This window comes from Streptomyces nogalater (assembly GCF_039532885.1).
Taxonomy (GTDB): Bacteria; Actinomycetota; Actinomycetes; order Streptomycetales; family Streptomycetaceae; genus Streptomyces; species Streptomyces nogalater.
The window spans coordinates 341,255-358,850 of sequence record NZ_BAAASM010000037.1; the positions used below are offsets into that span (position 1 = coordinate 341,255).

At 72.8% G+C, this 17,596-nt stretch carries 14 protein-coding genes; 4 read left to right on the forward strand and 10 right to left on the reverse strand.

Going from position 1 to position 17,596, the window contains the following annotated elements:
- The first annotated feature begins 285 nt into the window (after nt 1–285).
- Nucleotides 286–2,721, forward strand: coding sequence for a fructose-specific PTS transporter subunit EIIC (locus ABD350_RS26645; protein WP_344350925.1), 2,436 nt, complete (start codon nt 286–288; stop codon nt 2,719–2,721).
- 129 nt (nt 2,722–2,850) lie between these two features.
- Nucleotides 2,851–3,111, forward strand: a complete 261-nt coding sequence (locus tag ABD350_RS26650; RefSeq protein WP_344350926.1) for a hypothetical protein — start codon at nt 2,851–2,853, stop codon at nt 3,109–3,111.
- Between the two features lie 70 nt (nt 3,112–3,181).
- Here ABD350_RS26650 and ABD350_RS26655 read toward each other — a convergent pair whose 3' ends face one another.
- The 4 genes from ABD350_RS26655 to ABD350_RS26670 form a co-directional block, all read right to left on the reverse strand.
- Nucleotides 3,182–3,928, reverse strand: a complete 747-nt coding sequence (locus ABD350_RS26655) for a DUF6227 family protein (protein ID WP_344350927.1) — start codon at nt 3,926–3,928, stop codon at nt 3,182–3,184.
- A gap of 157 nt (nt 3,929–4,085) precedes the next feature.
- Nucleotides 4,086–5,300, reverse strand: a complete 1,215-nt coding sequence (locus tag ABD350_RS26660) for a L,D-transpeptidase (RefSeq protein WP_344350929.1) — start codon at nt 5,298–5,300, stop codon at nt 4,086–4,088.
- A 123-nt stretch (nt 5,301–5,423) separates the two neighbouring features.
- A complete protein-coding gene (locus ABD350_RS26665) occupies nt 5,424–6,464 on the reverse strand; it encodes a P1 family peptidase (protein WP_344350931.1) in 1,041 nt (346 codons plus the stop codon).
- A gap of 36 nt (nt 6,465–6,500) precedes the next feature.
- Complete coding sequence (locus ABD350_RS26670; protein ID WP_344350932.1) at nt 6,501–7,739, reverse strand: low temperature requirement protein A; 1,239 nt, start codon at nt 7,737–7,739, stop codon at nt 6,501–6,503.
- A gap of 131 nt (nt 7,740–7,870) precedes the next feature.
- On the opposite strand from ABD350_RS26670, the gene ABD350_RS26675 reads away from it, so the two are divergent.
- A complete protein-coding gene (locus ABD350_RS26675) occupies nt 7,871–8,071 on the forward strand; it encodes a hypothetical protein (RefSeq protein WP_344350933.1) in 201 nt (66 codons plus the stop codon).
- Between the two features lie 19 nt (nt 8,072–8,090).
- Here ABD350_RS26675 and mscL read toward each other — a convergent pair whose 3' ends face one another.
- The 6 genes from mscL to ABD350_RS26705 all read right to left on the reverse strand — a co-directional run bounded on the left by mscL (nt 8,091) and on the right by ABD350_RS26705 (nt 14,378).
- Nucleotides 8,091–8,567: a large conductance mechanosensitive channel protein MscL gene (gene mscL / locus ABD350_RS26680; RefSeq protein WP_344350935.1), complete on the reverse strand. Its 477-nt coding sequence runs from the start codon at nt 8,565–8,567 to the stop codon at nt 8,091–8,093.
- A gap of 138 nt (nt 8,568–8,705) precedes the next feature.
- Entirely contained in the window at nt 8,706–9,335 is a 630-nt protein-coding gene (locus ABD350_RS26685) for a CpaB family protein (RefSeq protein WP_344350936.1), read from the reverse strand.
- Nucleotides 9,336–9,948: 613 nt separating this feature from the next.
- A complete protein-coding gene (locus ABD350_RS26690; RefSeq protein ID WP_344350937.1) occupies nt 9,949–10,782 on the reverse strand; it encodes an S-methyl-5'-thioadenosine phosphorylase in 834 nt (277 codons plus the stop codon).
- A 118-nt stretch (nt 10,783–10,900) separates the two neighbouring features.
- Nucleotides 10,901–11,218 carry an FmdB family zinc ribbon protein gene (locus tag ABD350_RS26695; RefSeq protein WP_344350939.1) on the reverse strand — a complete coding sequence of 106 codons (318 nt, stop codon included), beginning with the start codon at nt 11,216–11,218 and terminating at the stop codon, nt 10,901–10,903.
- A 67-nt stretch (nt 11,219–11,285) separates the two neighbouring features.
- The gene (locus ABD350_RS26700; RefSeq protein ID WP_344350940.1) at nt 11,286–12,584 is read right to left on the reverse strand and encodes an MFS transporter; all 1,299 of its coding nucleotides are present in this window, start codon (nt 12,582–12,584) and stop codon (nt 11,286–11,288) included.
- 297 nt (nt 12,585–12,881) lie between these two features.
- Nucleotides 12,882–14,378, reverse strand: coding sequence for a potassium/proton antiporter (locus tag ABD350_RS26705; protein WP_344350971.1), 1,497 nt, complete (start codon nt 14,376–14,378; stop codon nt 12,882–12,884).
- Nucleotides 14,379–14,615: 237 nt separating this feature from the next.
- Here ABD350_RS26705 and ABD350_RS26710 point away from each other — a divergent pair, with 237 nt between their 5' ends.
- Nucleotides 14,616–17,531 (forward strand): penicillin acylase family protein, encoded by a 2,916-nt coding sequence (locus tag ABD350_RS26710; protein ID WP_344350942.1) that lies wholly within the window; start codon nt 14,616–14,618, stop codon nt 17,529–17,531.
- Nucleotides 17,532–17,596 lie beyond the last annotated feature (65 nt).

Here is a 17,596-nt window from a genome sequence, read left to right on the forward strand (position 1 = left end):
GAACTGACGGGGTCGGTCTCGTGACCGCGTCGGTGACCGTCGCGGCGGACACCGCCGGTCTCATGACCTCGCCGGTGACCGTCACGGCGGACCTCCCGCCCGACCGCGAACCGACGGGTCCGGTCTCGTGACCCCGCTCGTCCGCCACCGCACCCGCCCGGGCTTTGTCCGGCTGGGTGGTCAGGCCGGTCCCGCCCCGCGTACCGGCCCGTCCCCTCACCGCACCCCCGTCCCCCCACCCGCCGACCCCGGTCCCCGGGCGGCCCGCGCGCAGAGGAGCCCGCGATGAGCGACATGATCAGCGCGGACCTGGTCGACCTCGACCTGTCCGCCGACACCAAGGAGGCGGCGGCCCGCGCCCTCGCCGCACGCATGGTGGCCCGGGGCCGGGTGACCGACCTGGAGGGTTTCCTCGCCGACGTGGCCGCCCGGGAGGCCCAGATGCCGACCGGGCTCGACGGCGGCATCGGCATCCCGCACTGCCGCAGCGCCCATGTCACCGAGCCGACCCTCGCCTTCGGCCGCAGCGCCGCCGGTATCGACTTCGGCGCCGCGGACGGCCCGGCCGACCTCGTCTTCCTGATCGCGGCACCCGCCGGCGCCGACGACGCCCACCTCACCATCCTGTCCTCCCTCGCCCGCAAGCTGATGAACGCCGAGTTCACGACCGCGCTGCGGGCGGCGGACAGCCCGGAGACCGCGGTGGCCCTGATCCGCGGCGACCAGACACCGGCGGAGCAGGCACCCCGGGCCGCCGCGAACGCCTCCGGGACCACCGCGGGAGCCACGCAAGCCCCCGAGAACGCTCCCGGGGAAACCCCGAGCGCCCCCGAGACCACCGTCGCAGGAGCGTCCGAGGGCGCCCGGAGCGTCCGTGGCGGCAGCGCGGGCCTTTCCGGCGACACCGTCGGCGCCCCCGAAGCAACCCCGGACGTTCCCGAGGGGGGCCGGAGCGGCCTCAGGTGTGCCGCAGGGGTCCCCGCGAGCGCCCCGGGCGCCCGTGAAGACACCGCTGTGGCTCCGGCGGCGGCCTCCGCCGGAGCCACAGCGGGCAGCACGGCCGGCGCGGCCGGTGCGAGCGCCGCCGAGCCCGGCGCGCCCGCCAAGGCCGGTACGCCGAGCGCGTCCCGTGCGGGCGACGCGGCGGGTACGCCCGGTGAGCCCGGCACGCCCGCCGTCGCCGCCGCCCACGCCCCCGGCCCGGGTGAGGCACGGCCCTTCCGGGTCGTAGCCGTCACCTCCTGTCCCACCGGTATCGCCCACACCTACATGGCGGCCGAGTCCCTGGAGAACGCGGGCCGGGAGGCCGGTGTCGAGCTGGTCGTCGAGACGCAGGGCTCGGCCGGGTTCACCCGGCTGGACCCGGCGGTGATCGCGGCGGCGGACGGCGTGATCCTCGCGCACGACGTCCCCGTACGCGACAAGGACCGCTTCGCCGGCAAGCCGACCGTCGACGTGGGGGTGAAGGCGGGCATCAACCGCCCCGCCGAACTCATCGCGGAGGTCCGCGAGAAGGCGGCGCGCGGCGAGGTCAGCACTCCGGCGCACGCACCGGCGGGCACACCGGTCGAACGCGCGGGCGACGCCACCGAGGGCTACGGCACCAAGCTCCGCACCTGGCTGATGTCCGGCGTCAGCTACATGGTCCCGTTCGTCGCCGCCGGCGGTCTGCTCATCGCCCTCGGCTTCGCGATCGGCGGCTGGCAGATCGACAAGGCCCCCTCGGTCATGGACCACTTCGTGTGGACGCGGGCCGACAGCTGGGGCGCGCTGCTCTTCCAGATCGGCGGCGTCGCCTTCACGTTCCTCGTCCCGGTCCTGGCCGGCTACATCGCCTACGGCATGGCCGACCGGCCCGGCCTCGTCCCCGGCTTCGTGGGCGGCGCGATAGCGCTGGACGCCGGCGCGGGCTTCCTCGGCGGCCTGGCGGCCGGCCTGATCGCCGGCGGCGTGGTGCTGGCGGTCCAGCGGGTGCGGATCCCGCCGGTGCTGCGCGGCATCATGCCGGTGGTGGTGATCCCGCTGCTCTCCTCGGCGGTCACCGGCTTTTTGATGCTCGTCGTGATCGGCAAGCCGATCGCCTCCGCGCAGAAGGGCCTCACCGACTGGCTGAGCGGGCTCACCGGCACCAACGCCGTCCTGCTCGGCGCCCTGCTCGGCCTGATGATGTGCTTCGACCTGGGCGGCCCGGTCAACAAGGTCGCCTACGCCTTCGCCACCGCCGGCATCGCCGTCACCGACCCCAGCGACTCGGCGATGCAGATCATGGCGGCGGTGATGGCGGCCGGCATGGTCCCGCCGCTGGCGATGGCCCTGGCCACCACGGTGCGCGGCCGGCTGTTCACCCCGGCCGAGCGCGAGAACGGCAAGGCCGCCTGGGTGCTGGGCGCGTCCTTCGTCTCCGAGGGCGCGATCCCGTTCGCGGCGGCCGACCCGCTGCGGGTCATCCCGTCCGCCATGGCGGGCGGCGCGCTCACCGGCGCCCTGTCGATGGCCTTCGGCGCCACGCTGCGCGCCCCGCACGGCGGTGTCTTCGTGGTCCCGCTGATCGGCAGCCCGCTGCTGTACCTGGTGGCCATCGCGGCCGGGGTGTGCGTCACCACGGCCCTGGTGGTCCTCCTCAAGGGACTGCGCGGGCAGGCCCTCGGGGCCGGGACCACCGGCCCCGCCGCGAACCCGGCCGCGGCTTTGGAGGAGACCGGGCAGCCGGTGGCCGCCTGAGCGCCGCGGCCCCGGCCGCAACCCTCAGGGCGTCTTGTCCCTTTGGGGTGCTGTGAGTTGTTCACGGCACCTGCGAGATACGTCACGGTCCGGGGCCGAAGTCCCGGACCGTGGTGTGTACTGGGGTGTATGCCTGAGCACGCCCCGACTCTCCAGCTGATCGGCGTGACCGTCCTCGCGGTGGCGGCCGTCGTGTGGGCCGGCGTCCTGCTGCGCCTGCTGCGCCGCGCGGGTCTCTACGCCGGGGCGGCCGGCGCCCGGCGCCGCACCGCGCCGCTCCCGGCCGTGCCGCGCCAGAGGCGGGTCGGCCCGCCGCGGGAGTCCGTCGAGCTGACCCCCGCCGAACAGGACGCCTTCGCGGGCCTGGTACGGCACCTCGCCAACGGCTGACCGTCAGGCCCACCCCGCCGGCCCCGCGCCCGCCGGACACCGCGCCCGCCGGAGACCGGGGCCGCCCGTGTCACCTCTGCCGCGCCGCGCGCCGCTCCATCGCCTCCCGGGCCGCCTCCTGCGACATGTACACCTCGCACATGTGCCGCCCGTCGGGCGTCGCCGTGTGCTCCACCTCCCACAGGGAGACCTCGGTGCCGTCCGGCAGCAGGAAGGCGTGTTCGTACAGCGCGTAGTTCAGACCCGCCCGGCCCGCCCGTCCCGGCCGGCCGAACGCCTGGGTGATCTCGTGCGCGGTCGCCGTCGCCAGCAGCGCCGCCGTCTCGGCGCCGGGTCGGTCGGGGTTCTCCGCGCGGCGCAGCAGCCGGCGCGCGTGGTCCGCCGAGTCGTCCGAGGCGAACACGTGCCGGGGCTCTGGGATCGCCCACAGCCGCATCAGCGCGGGCAGTTCCGCCTCGGGGGTGTCCGGCGGCAGCCCCAGCCGGGCCGCGGCGGTCTGGAGTTCCTCCTCGTCCAGATACACCTCGTGCTCCGGGGCGCTGCCCGGAGTGGAGTTGTGCACCAGCTCCCACAGCGTGATCGCCGAGCCGTCGGCGAGCAGCCAGGTGTGCCGGTGGGTTTCCCGGCGCAGCCCCGAGCTGTGGTAGGCCGAGTGCAGCGAACTGTCGTGCGCCAGCGCGCAGTCCAGCTGCCGTATCACCTCGTCCGGCAGCTCGAAGGAGTTCAGGGCACGGCCGAGGAGTCGCGCGAGATGCTCCTCCGGAGACTCGGGCGACTCGGCTGGTTCGTACGCTTCGGTCTCGTACGGAACGCTCAAGGCTTCTCCCGGCGTTGCTGCATGTCACCTTGTGGGTGCATACCGTAGCCCCTCGGTCGGACATCATGCCCGGGAACCGAGAAAACGTACGCCGGGAAAACGCGCGGGCCGCGCGAAGAGTTCCCGCGCGGCCCGCCGCTCAGTCAAAAACCGCCGGTCAGACGGCGCTTCCCGCGGTCCAGGCGCTCCACGCCATGTTCCAGCCGTTGAGGCCGTTGTCGGGGGAGACCGTGGTGTCCGGGGAGTTCTTCACGATCACGATGTCCCCGATGAGCGTGTTGTCGTAGAACCACTTGGCCGACGTGGCGCCCTGCGCCCCCTGCACGTCCGCGAGGCCGACGCAGCCGTGGCTGGTACCCGTCCGGCCGAACGGCGGGTTGCCCTTGTTGTACCAGTAGTTGCCGTGGATGAACGTCCCCGACGTCGTCAGCCGCATCGCGTGCGGCACGTCCGGTATGTCGTACTCCCCGCCGAAGCCGACCGTCGAGCCGTTCATGCGGGTCTGCGTGAACTTCTCGGAGATCACCATCTGCCCGTTGTACGTGGTGTGCTCCGGGCTGCCCGCCGAGATCGGCACCGACTTGATGGTCTGCCCGTCCCGGACGACCGTCATCGTCTGCGTGTTGGCGTCGACCGTGGAGACCTGCGACCGCCCGACGGTGAAGGAGACGGTCTTCTTCTGCACGCCGTAGACGCCCCGCGCGCCCTGCACGCCGTCCAGGTCGATGTTCATCGTGACCTTGGAACCGGCCTTCCAGTACTCCTGCGGCCGGAAGTCCAGCCGCCGGTCCCCGAACCAGTGCCCGACCACCTGCTGGCCGCTGCTGGTGTTGACCGTGATGTGCGACTGCACGGCCTTCTTGTCCGAGATCGACTTGTCGAAGGTGAACGACACGGGCATGCCCACCCCGACCGTCGCGCCGTTGTCCGGCGTGTAGGTGCCGATGAAGCTGTCCGCCGAGCTGACGGTGGTGAAGATGGAGTTCGCCGCCGCCGTGCGGCCGTCGGGGTCCTTCGCGGTCACGTTTATCTCGTACTTCGTCCCGCGCTCCAGCTGCTGCTTCGGCTTCCAGGTGCGACCGTCCGCCGATATCGCCCCGGGCACGGCCTGCCCCGAGCCCGCCACGGACATCTTCACCTCGGTCAGCTTGCCGTCGCTGACCTTCACCCCGGTGGCGTTGATGGACGCCCCGGTCGAGCCGTCCTTGGCCGATATCGCGATCTTCGCCGTCGACGTCTTGGGGGCGTCGCCGCCCTTGCCGTCGTTGTCGGCGCCGGCGTCACCGCCGCAGGCGGTCAGGGTGAGGGCGCCGACCATCAGGGCGGCACAGGCCCCCAGTACGCGCCGCGCTGCAATGTCCGGCGTTGTCACGGGCTGCTCCAGATTCATGTGGTGTGCGGGATCCGTTCCGGTCGTGAGGAAAGAGGGCGCGGGCACCGGGGAAGGTTCCCTTCGGCCCCCGCTGGCGCCGTGACGTGACAGAACCGCGACAATTCAGCCCCTCCCGCGCTGCTCCGTCCCGTACAACTCCGTGTACGACGGCCAGATTCCGCCCGGCCCGTCGACCGGCCCGGCGGCCCGCACCGCCCGTACGATCGCCCGCGTCACCAGGTCCGCGCCGGCCGCGAGGATGTCGTTCAGTGCCAACGGGTGCGCGTCGAGCGGACGGTCGCCGGTCGCCAGCGCGAACACCGTGTCCCCGTCGTGCAGGAGGTGCACCGGCCGCACCGCCCGGGCGATCCCGTCGTGCGCCGTGCCTGCCAGCTTCTGCGCCTGCGCCTTGGTCAGCCCGGCGTCCGTCGCGACCACCGCCAGCGTCGTGTTGAGCGGCGGCGGCGCGTTGCCGGCGGCGGTCTGCGCCAGGCGCCGCCGCGCGGCCTCGTGCACCCGCTCCTCCGGGTAGGCCACCCGCCCCTGGAACAACTCCCCGTACAGCACTCCCGTCTGCGGATCCAGCACCGCTCCCGCCGCGTTGGCGACCACCAGCGCGGCCACGGTGATCCCCGAGCCGAGCACGGTGCTCGCCGTGCCCACCCCGCCCTTGAGCAGCCCGGCGACCGCGCCCGTGCCGGCGCCCACGCACCCCTCGGGCACCCGAGCGCCCGGCGCGCTCGCCGCCGCGGCCTCCACCGCCGCCCGGCCCGTCGCCGCGTCCGGGCGGGCCCGGAAGTCCCCGCCGCGCCCCAGGTCGAAGATGCACGCCGCGGGCACCACCGGCACCACATGCGCCGGGTCCGGACCCACGGACACCCCGCGGCCCCGCTCCTCCAGCCAGGCCATCACCCCGGACGCCGCATCAAGCCCGTACGCGCTGCCCCCGGTCAGCACCACGGCGTCGACCCGCTGGACCACGTTGCGCGGGTCGAGCGCGTCGGTCTCCTTGGTGCCGGGTCCGCCGCCGCGCACGTCCACGGCGGCGACGGCGCCGCCCTCGGGCGCGAGGACGACCGTGGTGCCGGTGAGCCAGCCGTCGCCGGCCCGGGTGGCGTGACCCACCCGAAGCCCGGCGACATCCGTCAAAGCGTCAGCTGTCATGGACGCCAGTCTGACCGAGCGCCGCCTTCCGAGGGGTCAGCCGGCCGGGGCGGCGGCGTCCGGCCGGCGCTCCCGGCCGGCCGTGCGCGCCGTCAGCACCGCCCCGGCCACCACCGAGACCGCGGACACCAGTCCCGCCGCGAGCACCGCCCAGTCGCCGAGGAACGTGCAGCAGATCACCAGCAGGGCGGTGGCCGGCAGCACCAGCTGCTCGGTGAGGCCGACCTTGAAATGCCGGGAGTGCAGCGCCCACACCGTCAGCAGATACAGGGCCGTCGGCAGGGTGACGGCGGCCGACGCGGCCAGGGTGGAGATGTGCGCCTTGCCGGTCGCCTGCTCCACGGCCACCTCCAGCCCCGCGCCGACGGCCGCCGCCGAGGCGAACACCAGGTAGTGGCCGTAGCCCCAGACGAACGCCCGCTTGCTGGAGCGCAGATGGCCGTGGATGGGGACCACGAAGTAGATCCACCAGGCGGAGAAGACGATCAGCAGCCCGCCCGCCGCGATGGGCAGCAGCTCGGCCGGCGCGCTGTGCTCGGCCACGGCCGTCTTCACGGCGACCGTGGCCGCGGCGATCGTCTCGCCGAGCACGATGATCGTGAACAGTCCGTACCGCTCGGCGATGTGGTGCGGGTGCCAGGACGTCATCTGCTTCCGCTCGGCGTACAGCGGCACGCACAGTTCCACGAGCGCCATCACCAGGAACACCCAGGGCCGCGCGGGCTCCGGCAGCACCACCAGTCCGAGCCAGCCCACCTGGCACAGCAACACCCCGCCCGCGTACCGCAGGGCCGTGGCCCGCTCCGTGCCCCCGGCCGATCTCGCGGCTCTCAGCCACTGCCCGACCATCGCCAGCCGCATGATCACATAGCCGAGCCAGACCAGCAGGAAGTCGTGGTCCGTGAAGGCCCGGGAGATGCCGGCCGCCAGGACCAGCACGCCGGCGATCTGCACCAGGGTGACGACCCGGTACAGCGCGTCGTCGTTGTCGTAGGCGGAGGCGAACCAGGTGAAGTTCATCCAGGCCCACCAGATCGCGTAGAACGCCATCGCGTAGTCCAGGATCCCGGTGCCCGCGTGTCCGCCCGCGACGGCGTGCACCAGTTGTATGCCTGCCTGCGCGACCGCCACGACGAAGCACAGGTCGAAGAACAGCTCCAGCGGGGAGGAGACGCGGTGGGCCTCCTCCCGTCCGCGTGCGGTGAGCCGTCGTAGGTGGGCCGGGGGCCGCGGTGCGCCGGAAGGGGCGGGCGGGGGAGCTGAACTCGACGTCATGATGCCCAGCACAGCAGAAATCGGCCGCGAAATCCTGTTCACGATCTTGTCCGCGTCCGCGCAGGGGGCGGGCCGGTCGCCCGGCGCCGGGGGCGGGCGGCCCGCCGGTACGGGAGCCGTACCCTGGTGGCATGAGCACCGCCCCGGAACCCGCCCCCGAACCCGCCGCCGGGCCCGAGCCGCGCGACCCGAAGCCCGCGCTGGTCTTCGACGACCCGCTGGACCAGCAGTCCTCGGACGACACCGACCGCGGGTGGGGCGAGCGGACCGACGGGGACAGCGCCGCCGACCTCAGGCGGTTCCTGGACGAGAAGCCGCCCCACCACCTCTGAGCGGGCCGCGGGAGCGTCGCTAGCGCTCGTCGCGTCCCGAGCCGCGCTGTGCGACGAGGGCGTCCCGGATCTCCTTGAGCACCTCCAGCTCGCTCACCTCCACGATCTCCTTGGTGCCCTCGCGCGCCGCCTTCCGGTCCGCCTGCCGGGCCAGGTACTTCGACATCGGCAGGACCATCAGGAAGTACACCACCGCGGCGGTGATCACGAAGGTGAGCGTGGCGCCCAGGACGGAGCCCCACAGGATCGGCACACCGCTTTGCACCGTGCCGTCGGCGGACACCTTGCACGGGGCCTTCAGGCAGGAGCTGTAGTGGTCGAGGTTCTGCGTGCCGATCGCCCCGACCAGCGGGTTGATGACCCCCTTCACCACCGAGTTGACGATGTTGGTGAAGGCCGCGCCGATGACCACCGCGACTGCCAGATCGACGACGTTGCCGCGCATCAGGAAGGCCTTGAAGCCCTGCCAGACGCTCGGTTCCTTCTTCGCGCTCACCTCGGGGACTCTCCTCGCATGCACAGGGTGTGGAACGAAACGCTCCGCAACCTACGGCAGGGGGCGGCCCCGGCGTCCACTTCGGTAACTCGATCGAGCCACTTGACAGGAAACCGCCGCCGGGGCGTACGAGCTGGTTCAGCACAGCGTCACCGCCAGGCGCGCGGTGGCGCTCGCGCCGACCAGCCGGGGGGCCGTGGCCCGGGGCACCGACAGCACGACCAGGGCCCCGCTCTCGGCGGCACCGTCCAGCGGCTCCGGCACCTTCGTCACCCTCACACCGCGCGCGAGCACCCGGGCGCCGGCGGCGGGCGGGTCCTGCGCCGCGATGACGTCGACGCGGTCGCCGGGCCGCAGCAGCCGCACCGTGGCGGCGTCGGCGATGCGCACCGGGGCCGTCACCAGCTCCGCCCCCGGGCGCGGCCGTACCGGATCGGCGACGGGGTGCCCCCGGGGCCGCTGCGGGCCGTGCGGTTCCGGTCCGGTCCCAGGGCCGGCGGCCACCAGCGCCGCCGCGGTCACCGCCAGGCCGACGGCCAGGGAGCGCCTGCGGTGTCGTACCAGCCGTTGCAGCCGATACCGCCCACCGCGCACCCGTACCGGATCGAAGGGGGGCACCTCGCGGGTCGCCGGGGCGTCCGTACCCGGCGGGCGCGGCAGCCGGAAGGAGGAGGGGGAGGGGGAGGAGAAGGAGGAGTGGGCGGGCGAGTGCGGCTGTGGGGACGGCGAGGACGGGGCCGGAGGGTGGGGAGGTACGGGCGAGGGCATGGGATCACCGCCTGCGACGAGGGATTTCGGCTTGCGGTCCCACGATGGCGGCTCGCGCCGGATCCCGCCGGGACCGGTGGACGACGAACGGCTTGTGGATAACTCGCCCACCCGAACGAGAGATTCCGCCCACCGCCCGGCCGCCGGCTGCCCGCCGTCCGGCCACCGTCTGCCCGGCTGCCCGCCGTCCGGTCGCCGTCTGCTCGGCTGCCCGCCGTCCGGTCGCCGTCTGCTCGGCTGCCCGCCGTCCGGTCGCCGTCTGCTTCGGCTGCTCACCGCCCGGCCGCTGCCTGCCCGCCGCCTGCCCGCCGTCCGGCCACCGTCTGCCCGGCTGCCCACCGCCTGCCCGGCCGCGCCGCCCGCTCGGCCGCCCACCGCCCGGCCCACCGCCCGGCCCACCGTCCGTCCGACCATCCGCGCCGACCATCCGGCGCGGACCCCCTCAACACCCCCCGACCGCCCCGGCTGGACCACCCCGACAGGCGGCCTACGCGCCGACTACGCCGGCCCATCCAGCAGCCGAAACCCCGCGCGCCGGCCCCCCCGCGCCGGAACGCCGCGCGTCGAAACCCCGCCCGCCGGAACGCCGCGCGCCGAAACCCCCGCCCAACCCCTACGGCAGGGCGAACCCCGGGTTCATCCCACCGAGGGCGTTCACGCACAGGCAGTCCCGGGTCTCGGGGGCCGGCAGGGCCGCCACCGCGTCGAACAGGACGCCGCGCAGGCGGTCGACGTTGGCGGAGAAGACCCGCAGGACCTCCTCGTGCGAGACGCCCTCGCCGGTCTCGGCCCCCGCGTCGAGGTCGGTGACCAGGGTCAGCGAGGTGTAGCACAGCTCCAGTTCCCGGGCGAGAGCCGCTTCGGGATGGCCGGTCATGCCCACCACCGACCAGCCCTGGGCCTGGTGCCACAGCGATTCGGCGCGCGTCGAGAAGCGCGGGCCCTCCACCACGACCAGCGTGCCGCCGTCCACCGCCTCCCAGTCCCGGCCGCGGGCCGCCTTCAGCGCGACGGCCCGACCGGTGGGGCAGTAGGGGTCGGCCATGGACACGTGGACCACGTTCGGCACGGTGCCGTCGGGCAGCGGCAGCCCGTCGGAGTAGGTCTGCGCCCTGGTCTTCGTGCGGTCCACCAGCTGGTCCGGGATCAGCAGGGTGCCCGGGCCGTACTCGGGGCGCAGCCCGCCCACCGCGCACGGGCCGAGGACCTGCCGGACGCCGACCGAGCGCAGCGCCCAGAGGTTCGCGCGGTAGTTGATGCGGTGCGGCGGCAGATGGTGGCCGCGGCCGTGGCGGGGCAGGAAGGCGACCCGCCGCCCGGCGACCTCGCCGAGGAAGAGGGAGTCGCTGGGCGCTCCGTAGGGGGTGTCCACCTGGACCTCGGTCACATCGTCCAGGAAGGAGTAGAACCCCGAGCCGCCGATTACGCCGATCTCTGCGTTCGCCATGACCAGCACACTAGCGGGCCGCGACACGACGGGGGAGCCGGTGCGGGGGCGGCGGAGCCGGTGCCGGGACGCCGACGACCCCGCCGTCGGCCGACGGCAGGGTCACGGATGACGGGTCTCAGGCGGCGGAGCTGCTCGTGGAGCTCGACGAAGACGACGAAGACGAGGACGACGACGTCGAAGAGGACGAGGCCGAGGACGTCTTCGAGTCGGACGAGGAGCCGGCCGGCTTCGACGCCGGGCTGCTGCTCGACGTGGAGCCGCGGGAGTCGTTGCGGTAGAACCCGGAGCCCTTGAAGACGATGCCGACCGCGGAGAACACCTTCTTCAGGCGCCCGTTGCAGCTGGGGCACTCGGTCAGGGCATCGTCGGTGAACTTCTGCACCGCCTCAAGGCCCTCGCCGCACTCGGTGCACTGGTACTGGTAGGTCGGCACTGTCTTCCTCCTGGCACTCTCACTCAATGAGTGCTAACGACGGTCCATAGTGACGTATTCCCGGGGATCAGTCCACCGCTACCGGGGCGCGGTGACCCACGCCACGTGCGACGGTGCGGTTCCGGTCCGGCGCGACCAGCCGCGAGCGCAGGGCCGCGAGGGTGATCAGCGCGAGCACGGTGCCGCCCATGGGCACCAGGAATCCGGCGCCGTCCCACAGCCGGTCCTCCAGCTGTCCCGCGACCGTCACGGCGGCCGCCTGGCCGAGGGCGACCGCGCCGGTCAGCCAGGTGAAGGCCTCGGTGCGGGCGCCGGTGGGGACCAGGCCGTCGACCAGCGTGTAGCCGGTGATCAGGGACGGCGCGATGCACATGCCGACCAGCAGGCCGAGCGCGGCGAGCAGCGGCACGGAGTGCGCCGTCCACAGCGCCGACGCGGCCACCGCGAGGGCCGTGTAACCGATCAGCAGACGCTTCTGGGGGGCGGCCTTCCAGGCGATCGCGCCGCAGACGATGCCGGACAGCATGTTCCCCGCGGCGAAGACGCCGTACAGGACGCCGTTCAGGCCGGGCTCGCCGATCGACTCCGTGAAGGCCGCGAGCGAGACCTGCATGCCGCCGAAGACCGACCCGATGCCCAGGAAGGTCACGATCAGCACGCGCACACCCGGGACGCGCAGGGCCGAGGCGTGTTGCACGCGCGCGTGCCCGCTCTCCTCGGACACCGGCGGCTGGGTGCTCTTCTGGGCGGCGAAGAGGAGACCGCCGACGAGGGTCAGCGCGCCCTCCGTGATCAGTCCGGCGGCCGGCGCCACGGTGGTGCACAGCGCGGTCGCCAGCAGGGGGCCGAAGACGAAGGTCAGCTCGTCCGTGACCGACTCGAAGGCGGCCGCGGTGGTCATCAGGGGCGAGCCCTGGAGCTTGACTCCCCAGCGCGCCCGCACCATGGGGCCGACCTGCGGCACCGAGGCGCCGGTCGGGACGGCCGCGACGAACAGCGCCCACAGCGGGGCGTGCGCCAGCGCGAGCACGGTCAGGGACAGGCCGGAGGCCGTGTGCACCAGCACGCCGGGCACCAGGACGGCGCGCTGGCCGTAGCGGTCGGCCAGCCGGCCGCTGTAGGGCGCGAACACCGCCATGGAGACGCCGGTGGCCGCGGCGACGGCGCCCGCGGCGCCGTACGAGCCGGTGGTGTGCTGGACGAGCAGCACGATGGAGAGGGTGAGCATCGCGAACGGCTGGCGCGCCGCGAAGCCGGGCAGCAGGAACGTCCAGGCGCCGCGGGTGCGCAGCAGCTGTCCGTATCCGGGGCGGGAGGACTCCGGCGAGGTCTTCTCCGGTTCGGTGGTGGTGACCGTGGATCCCACGGCCCGTGCCTTTCTGCCGCCTGGTAGCGCGCGGACCCCGTGCGGGCCGGGCGCCGAGAGCTGTCCTCTTGCGCGGACTGCGGTAGATGCCGGTGCCCACCACCGGTGGGTGCGACCCGGCCGCCATACGGTCGCGCCAGCTCTGCGTCAGGCAGAGTTGGTTCGATCAGGGTGCGCCCCAATCCTACAGGGATCACCGCTTGCGCGACTGTGAAAACGAGCACCATCCAGGCGGCCACCTGGGATTCCACGGGCGTGAAGGCAGGGAGCACAGGGCGTGGAGGCGGGGAACGAGCCTCAGCGCGAGCCGTTCGTCCCCAGCCACCCCGCCAGCTTGCCGCCGTGGGCGACCGCGCGCAGGCGCCGTTCCGCCGCGTCGCGGACCGGATCGGTGGCGACGACCAGCAGTTCGTCGCCGCGCCGCAGCACCGTCGTGGGCAGCGGCACGAACGATTCTCCTTCGCGGACGACCAGCGTCACGGCCGCGCCCGGCGGCAGCCGCAGCTCGCTGATCTCCACACCGTGCATCCGCGAGCCCTCGGGGATGGTGACGGACAGCAGGTGCCCGCGCAGCCGCTCCAGGGGCGCCGACTCGATGCCGAGGTCCGAGGCCTCGCCCTGCTCGCCCAGCCGCAGCAGGCGCGCCAGCCAGGGCAGGGTCGGGCCCTGGACCAGGGTGTAGACGACGACCAGCACGAAGACGATGTTGAAGATGCGGCGGCTGGCGTCGACCCCGTTCACCATGGGGATGGTGGCCAGGATGATGGGCACGGCGCCGCGCAGCCCCGCCCACGACATCAGGGCCTGCTCCCGCCACGGCACCCCGAACGGCGTCAGGCTGCCCACCACGCTCAGCGGGCGGGCCACCATGGTCAGGACCAGCCCGATGACCACGGCGGGCCAGATGTCGTCGCCCAGCTCGTGCGGGGTGACCAGCAGGCCGAGGACGACGAACATGCCGATCTGGGCGATCCAGCCGAGCCCCTCGGCGAAGCCGCGCGTGGCCGGCCAGTGCGGCAGGCGCGCGTTGCCGAGCATCATCGAGGCCAGGTAGACGGCGAGGAAGCCGCTGCCGTGTCCGAGGGCGCCGGCGGCGTACGCGGTGACGGCGATCGCGAGCACGGCGATCGGGTAGAGGCCGGACGCCGGCAGCGCCACGTGCCTGAGCCCCCAGGAGCCGAACCAGCCGACGGCGATCCCGATGGCCGCGCCGATGGCGAGCTCCAGGGCGATCTCGCCGAGCAGCAGGTACCAGTGCTCGACCGGGCCGGCCGTGGAGAAGGCGACGACGAGGATGACCACCGGGGCGTCGTTGAAGCCGGACTCCGCCTCCAGGGTGCCCGTCACGCGCGCGGGCAGGGGGATCCTGCGCAGGACCGAGAAGACCGCCGCCGCGTCCGTCGACGACACCACCGCGCCGATGATGAGCGCCTGCCGCCACTCCAGCCCCACCAGGTAGTGCGCGCCGGCCGCGGTGACCCCGACGCTGATCGCGACCCCCGCCGTCGCCAGCACGGACGCCGACGACAGAACCGGCCGGATCTCCTTCCACTTCGTCCCCAGGCCGCCCTCGGCCAGGATCACGACGAGGGCCGCGTACCCCATGACCTGGGTCACCTCGGCACTGTCGAAGTGGATGCCGCCGATGCCGTCCTGGCCCATGAGGACGCCGATGCCCAGGTAGACGAGCAGGCTGGGGAGCCCGCTGCGGGAGGAGATCCGGACGGCCGCGACGGCGACGAGCAGGACGGCTGAGCAGACGAGCAGGAGCTGGTTGAGGTGGTGGACAGTCAGCGGGCGTTCCTCCTCGGAAAGTGGAGCCGGGGGCCGGCCGGCAGCCTCCGATTACTTCGTTACCTTACCTAACTCTTGACGCTTTCTTGACGATCGGCAGGGCAAGATCGAACGCTCGTGCGCGCTGGTTCCCGACTCCGCGTCAAGCGGGACGGGGCCCTGCGCCTATGGTTGCTCCAGCGCTCATTCAAAGTCACAGCCCGACCTGCCGCTCGCGTTAGGACAGCAAGGACAGCGATGCCCCCCAACACCACCGCCACAACGGGTGACACCGCCACCACGGGTGCCACGTCCGTCAAGTCCGGCAGGAAGAAGGGGCGCAAAGCCCGCCTGATCGTGCTGGTGCTGGTCCTGGCCGTCATCGGAGGCATCGCCTACGGGGCCTACTGGACGATCAGCACCGTCCGCGCCTCCTTCCCGCAGACCACCGGCACGCTCCGGCTCGACGGCCTGTCCGGGCCGGTCGACGTGAAGCGGGACGGTTACGGCATCCCGCAGATCTACGCCTCCTCGGACGAGGACCTGTTCATGGCGCAGGGCTTCGTCCAGGCGCAGGACCGGTTCTACGAGATGGACGTGCGCCGGCACATGACCTCCGGGCGCCTGTCGGAGATGTTCGGCAAGGGCCAGGTGGAGAACGACGAGTTCCTGCGCACCCTCGGCTGGGACCGGATCGCCGAGCAGGAGTACAAGACCAAGCTGTCGGCCCCGACGAAGAGGTACCTCCAGGCCTACGCCAAGGGCGTCAACGCCTACCTCGCGGGCAAGAACGGCAAGGACATCTCGCTGGAGTACGCGGCGCTGGGCCTCACCAACGACTACAAGCCGCAGAAGTGGACCCCGGTCGACTCCGTCTCGTGGCTGAAGGCGATGGCCTGGGACCTGCGCGGCAACATGCGCGACGAGATCGACCGCGCCCTGATGACCAGCCGCCTCGGCCCGCAGCAGATCCAGGACCTGTACCCGGCCTACCCGGCCGCCCGTAACAAGCCGATCGTGCAGGAGGGCCAGTACGACGAACTGACCCAGGCCTTCCAGCAGAGCGGCGCCACGGGCACGACCGGCGGCACGGGCGCGACGGGCACCACCGGCACCACGGGAACGACCGGCACCACTGGCACCACCGGCGCCACCGGCACCACCGGCGCCACCGGCACCACCGGTGCGACCGGCACCACGGGCGGCCTGACCGGCTCCTCCCAGGGCGCGGCGGGCACCTCCGGCTCCTCCACCGCCGCCGGCGGCGGATCGACGCTCAGCGGTCAGCTGGAGGGCCTCACCGAGGTCCTGGACGACCTGCCCACGGCCGTCGGCGTGAACGGCCAGGGCATCGGCTCCAACTCCTGGGTCGTCGCCGGGAAGCACACCATCACCGGCAAGCCGCTGCTCGCCAACGACCCGCACCTGTCGGCGTCCCTGCCCTCCGTCTGGTACCAGATGGGCCTGCACTGCCGGAGCGTCTCCGACAAGTGCCAGTACGACGTCTCGGGCTACACCTTCGCCGGCATGCCCGGTGTGGTCATCGGCCACAACGCGAAGATCGCCTGGGGCCTGACCAACTCCGGTGTCGACGTCACCGACCTCTACCTGGAGAAGGTCAGCGCGAACGGCTACCTCTACGACGGCAAGGTCCGGCCGTTCAAGACCCGCGAGGAGACGATCAAGGTCGCCGGCGGCAAGTCCAAGACGATCGTCGTCCGCCAGACCCAGGACGGCATGCCGCTGCTGTCCGACCGTGACGACGAACTCGTCCAGGTCGGCAAGAAGGCCACCGTGAACACCGCCGCGCCCGACCGCGGCGACGGCTACGGCATCGCGCTGCGGTGGACCGCGCTCGACCCGGGCACCACCATGGACGCCGTGTTCGCGCTGGACAAGGCGGCCGGCTGGAGCGACTTCCGCGCGGCGGCGGCCCTGTTCGACGTGCCCTCGCAGAACCTGGTCTACGCCGGCACGGACAACCACATCGGCTACACGCTGCCCGGCCGGATCCCCACCCGCGCGGAAGGCGTCACCGGCGCCGTACCGGCACTGGGCTGGGACTCCAAGTACCGCTGGACCGGCTTCATCGAGCAGGACGAGCTGCCCTACGAGTACGACCCCGAGCGCGGCTACATCGTCACCGCCAACCAGGCCGTGGTCGACCCGGAGAAGTACCCGTACACGCTGACCGCCGACTGGGGCTACGGCACCCGCAGCCAGCGCATCACCGACCTGATCGAGTCCAAGATCAAGGGCGGCGGCAAGATCTCCACCGACGACATGCGGCAGATGCAGCTGGACAACAGCAGCGAGATCGCCAAGCTGCTGGTGCCCAAGCTGCTGAAGATCAACCTGGCCGACCCCGACGTCCGCCAGGCGCAGAAGCTGCTGGAGGGCTGGGACTACACCCAGGACGCCGACTCGGCGGCCGCCGCGTACTTCAACGCCGTCTGGCGCAACGTCCTGAAGCTGGCCTTCGGCAACAAGATGCCCAAGGAGCTGCGGGTCAAGGGCCAGTGCCTGTGGGTCGACAAGATCGACAGCACCGGCCCGGTGGACGACGACACCAAGGTGCGCGAGTGCGGTCAGCGCGATGCCGACCAGGCGCAGCCGGACGGCGGCGACCGCTGGTTCGAGGTCGTGCGCACCCTGATGGACAAGCCGGACAGCGACTGGTGGAAGGCGCCCAAGTCGGGCACCCGCCCCGGCGCGGCCGACCGCGACCAGCTCTTCGCCCGGGCCATGATCGACGCCCGCTGGGAGCTGACCGCCAAGCTCGGCAAGGACATCGACACCTGGAGCTGGGGCCGGCTGCACCGGCTGTTCCTGAAGAACCAGACGCTCGGCACCGAGGGCCCCAAGGCCGTGCAGTACCTGCTGAACCGCGGCCCCTGGAAGCTCAGCGGCGGCGAGGCCGCGGTGAACGCGACCGGCTGGAACGCGGCCGGCGGCTACGACGTGGTCTGGGTGCCGTCCATGCGGATGGTCGTCAACCTCGCCGACCTGGACAAGTCGAAGTGGATCAACCTGGCCGGCGCCTCCGGGCACGCGTACAACGCGCACTACACCGACCAGACCGGCAAGTGGGCCAAGGGCGAGCTGCTGCCCTGGTCGTTCTCGGGCAAGGCGGTGGACAGCAGCACGAGCGACACCCTCGTCCTCAAGCCGTGACCCCGACGGCACCCCGCTGAGAACGGCCCTCCACGCGCGCGTGGAGGGCCGTTTCCGTCACGGGG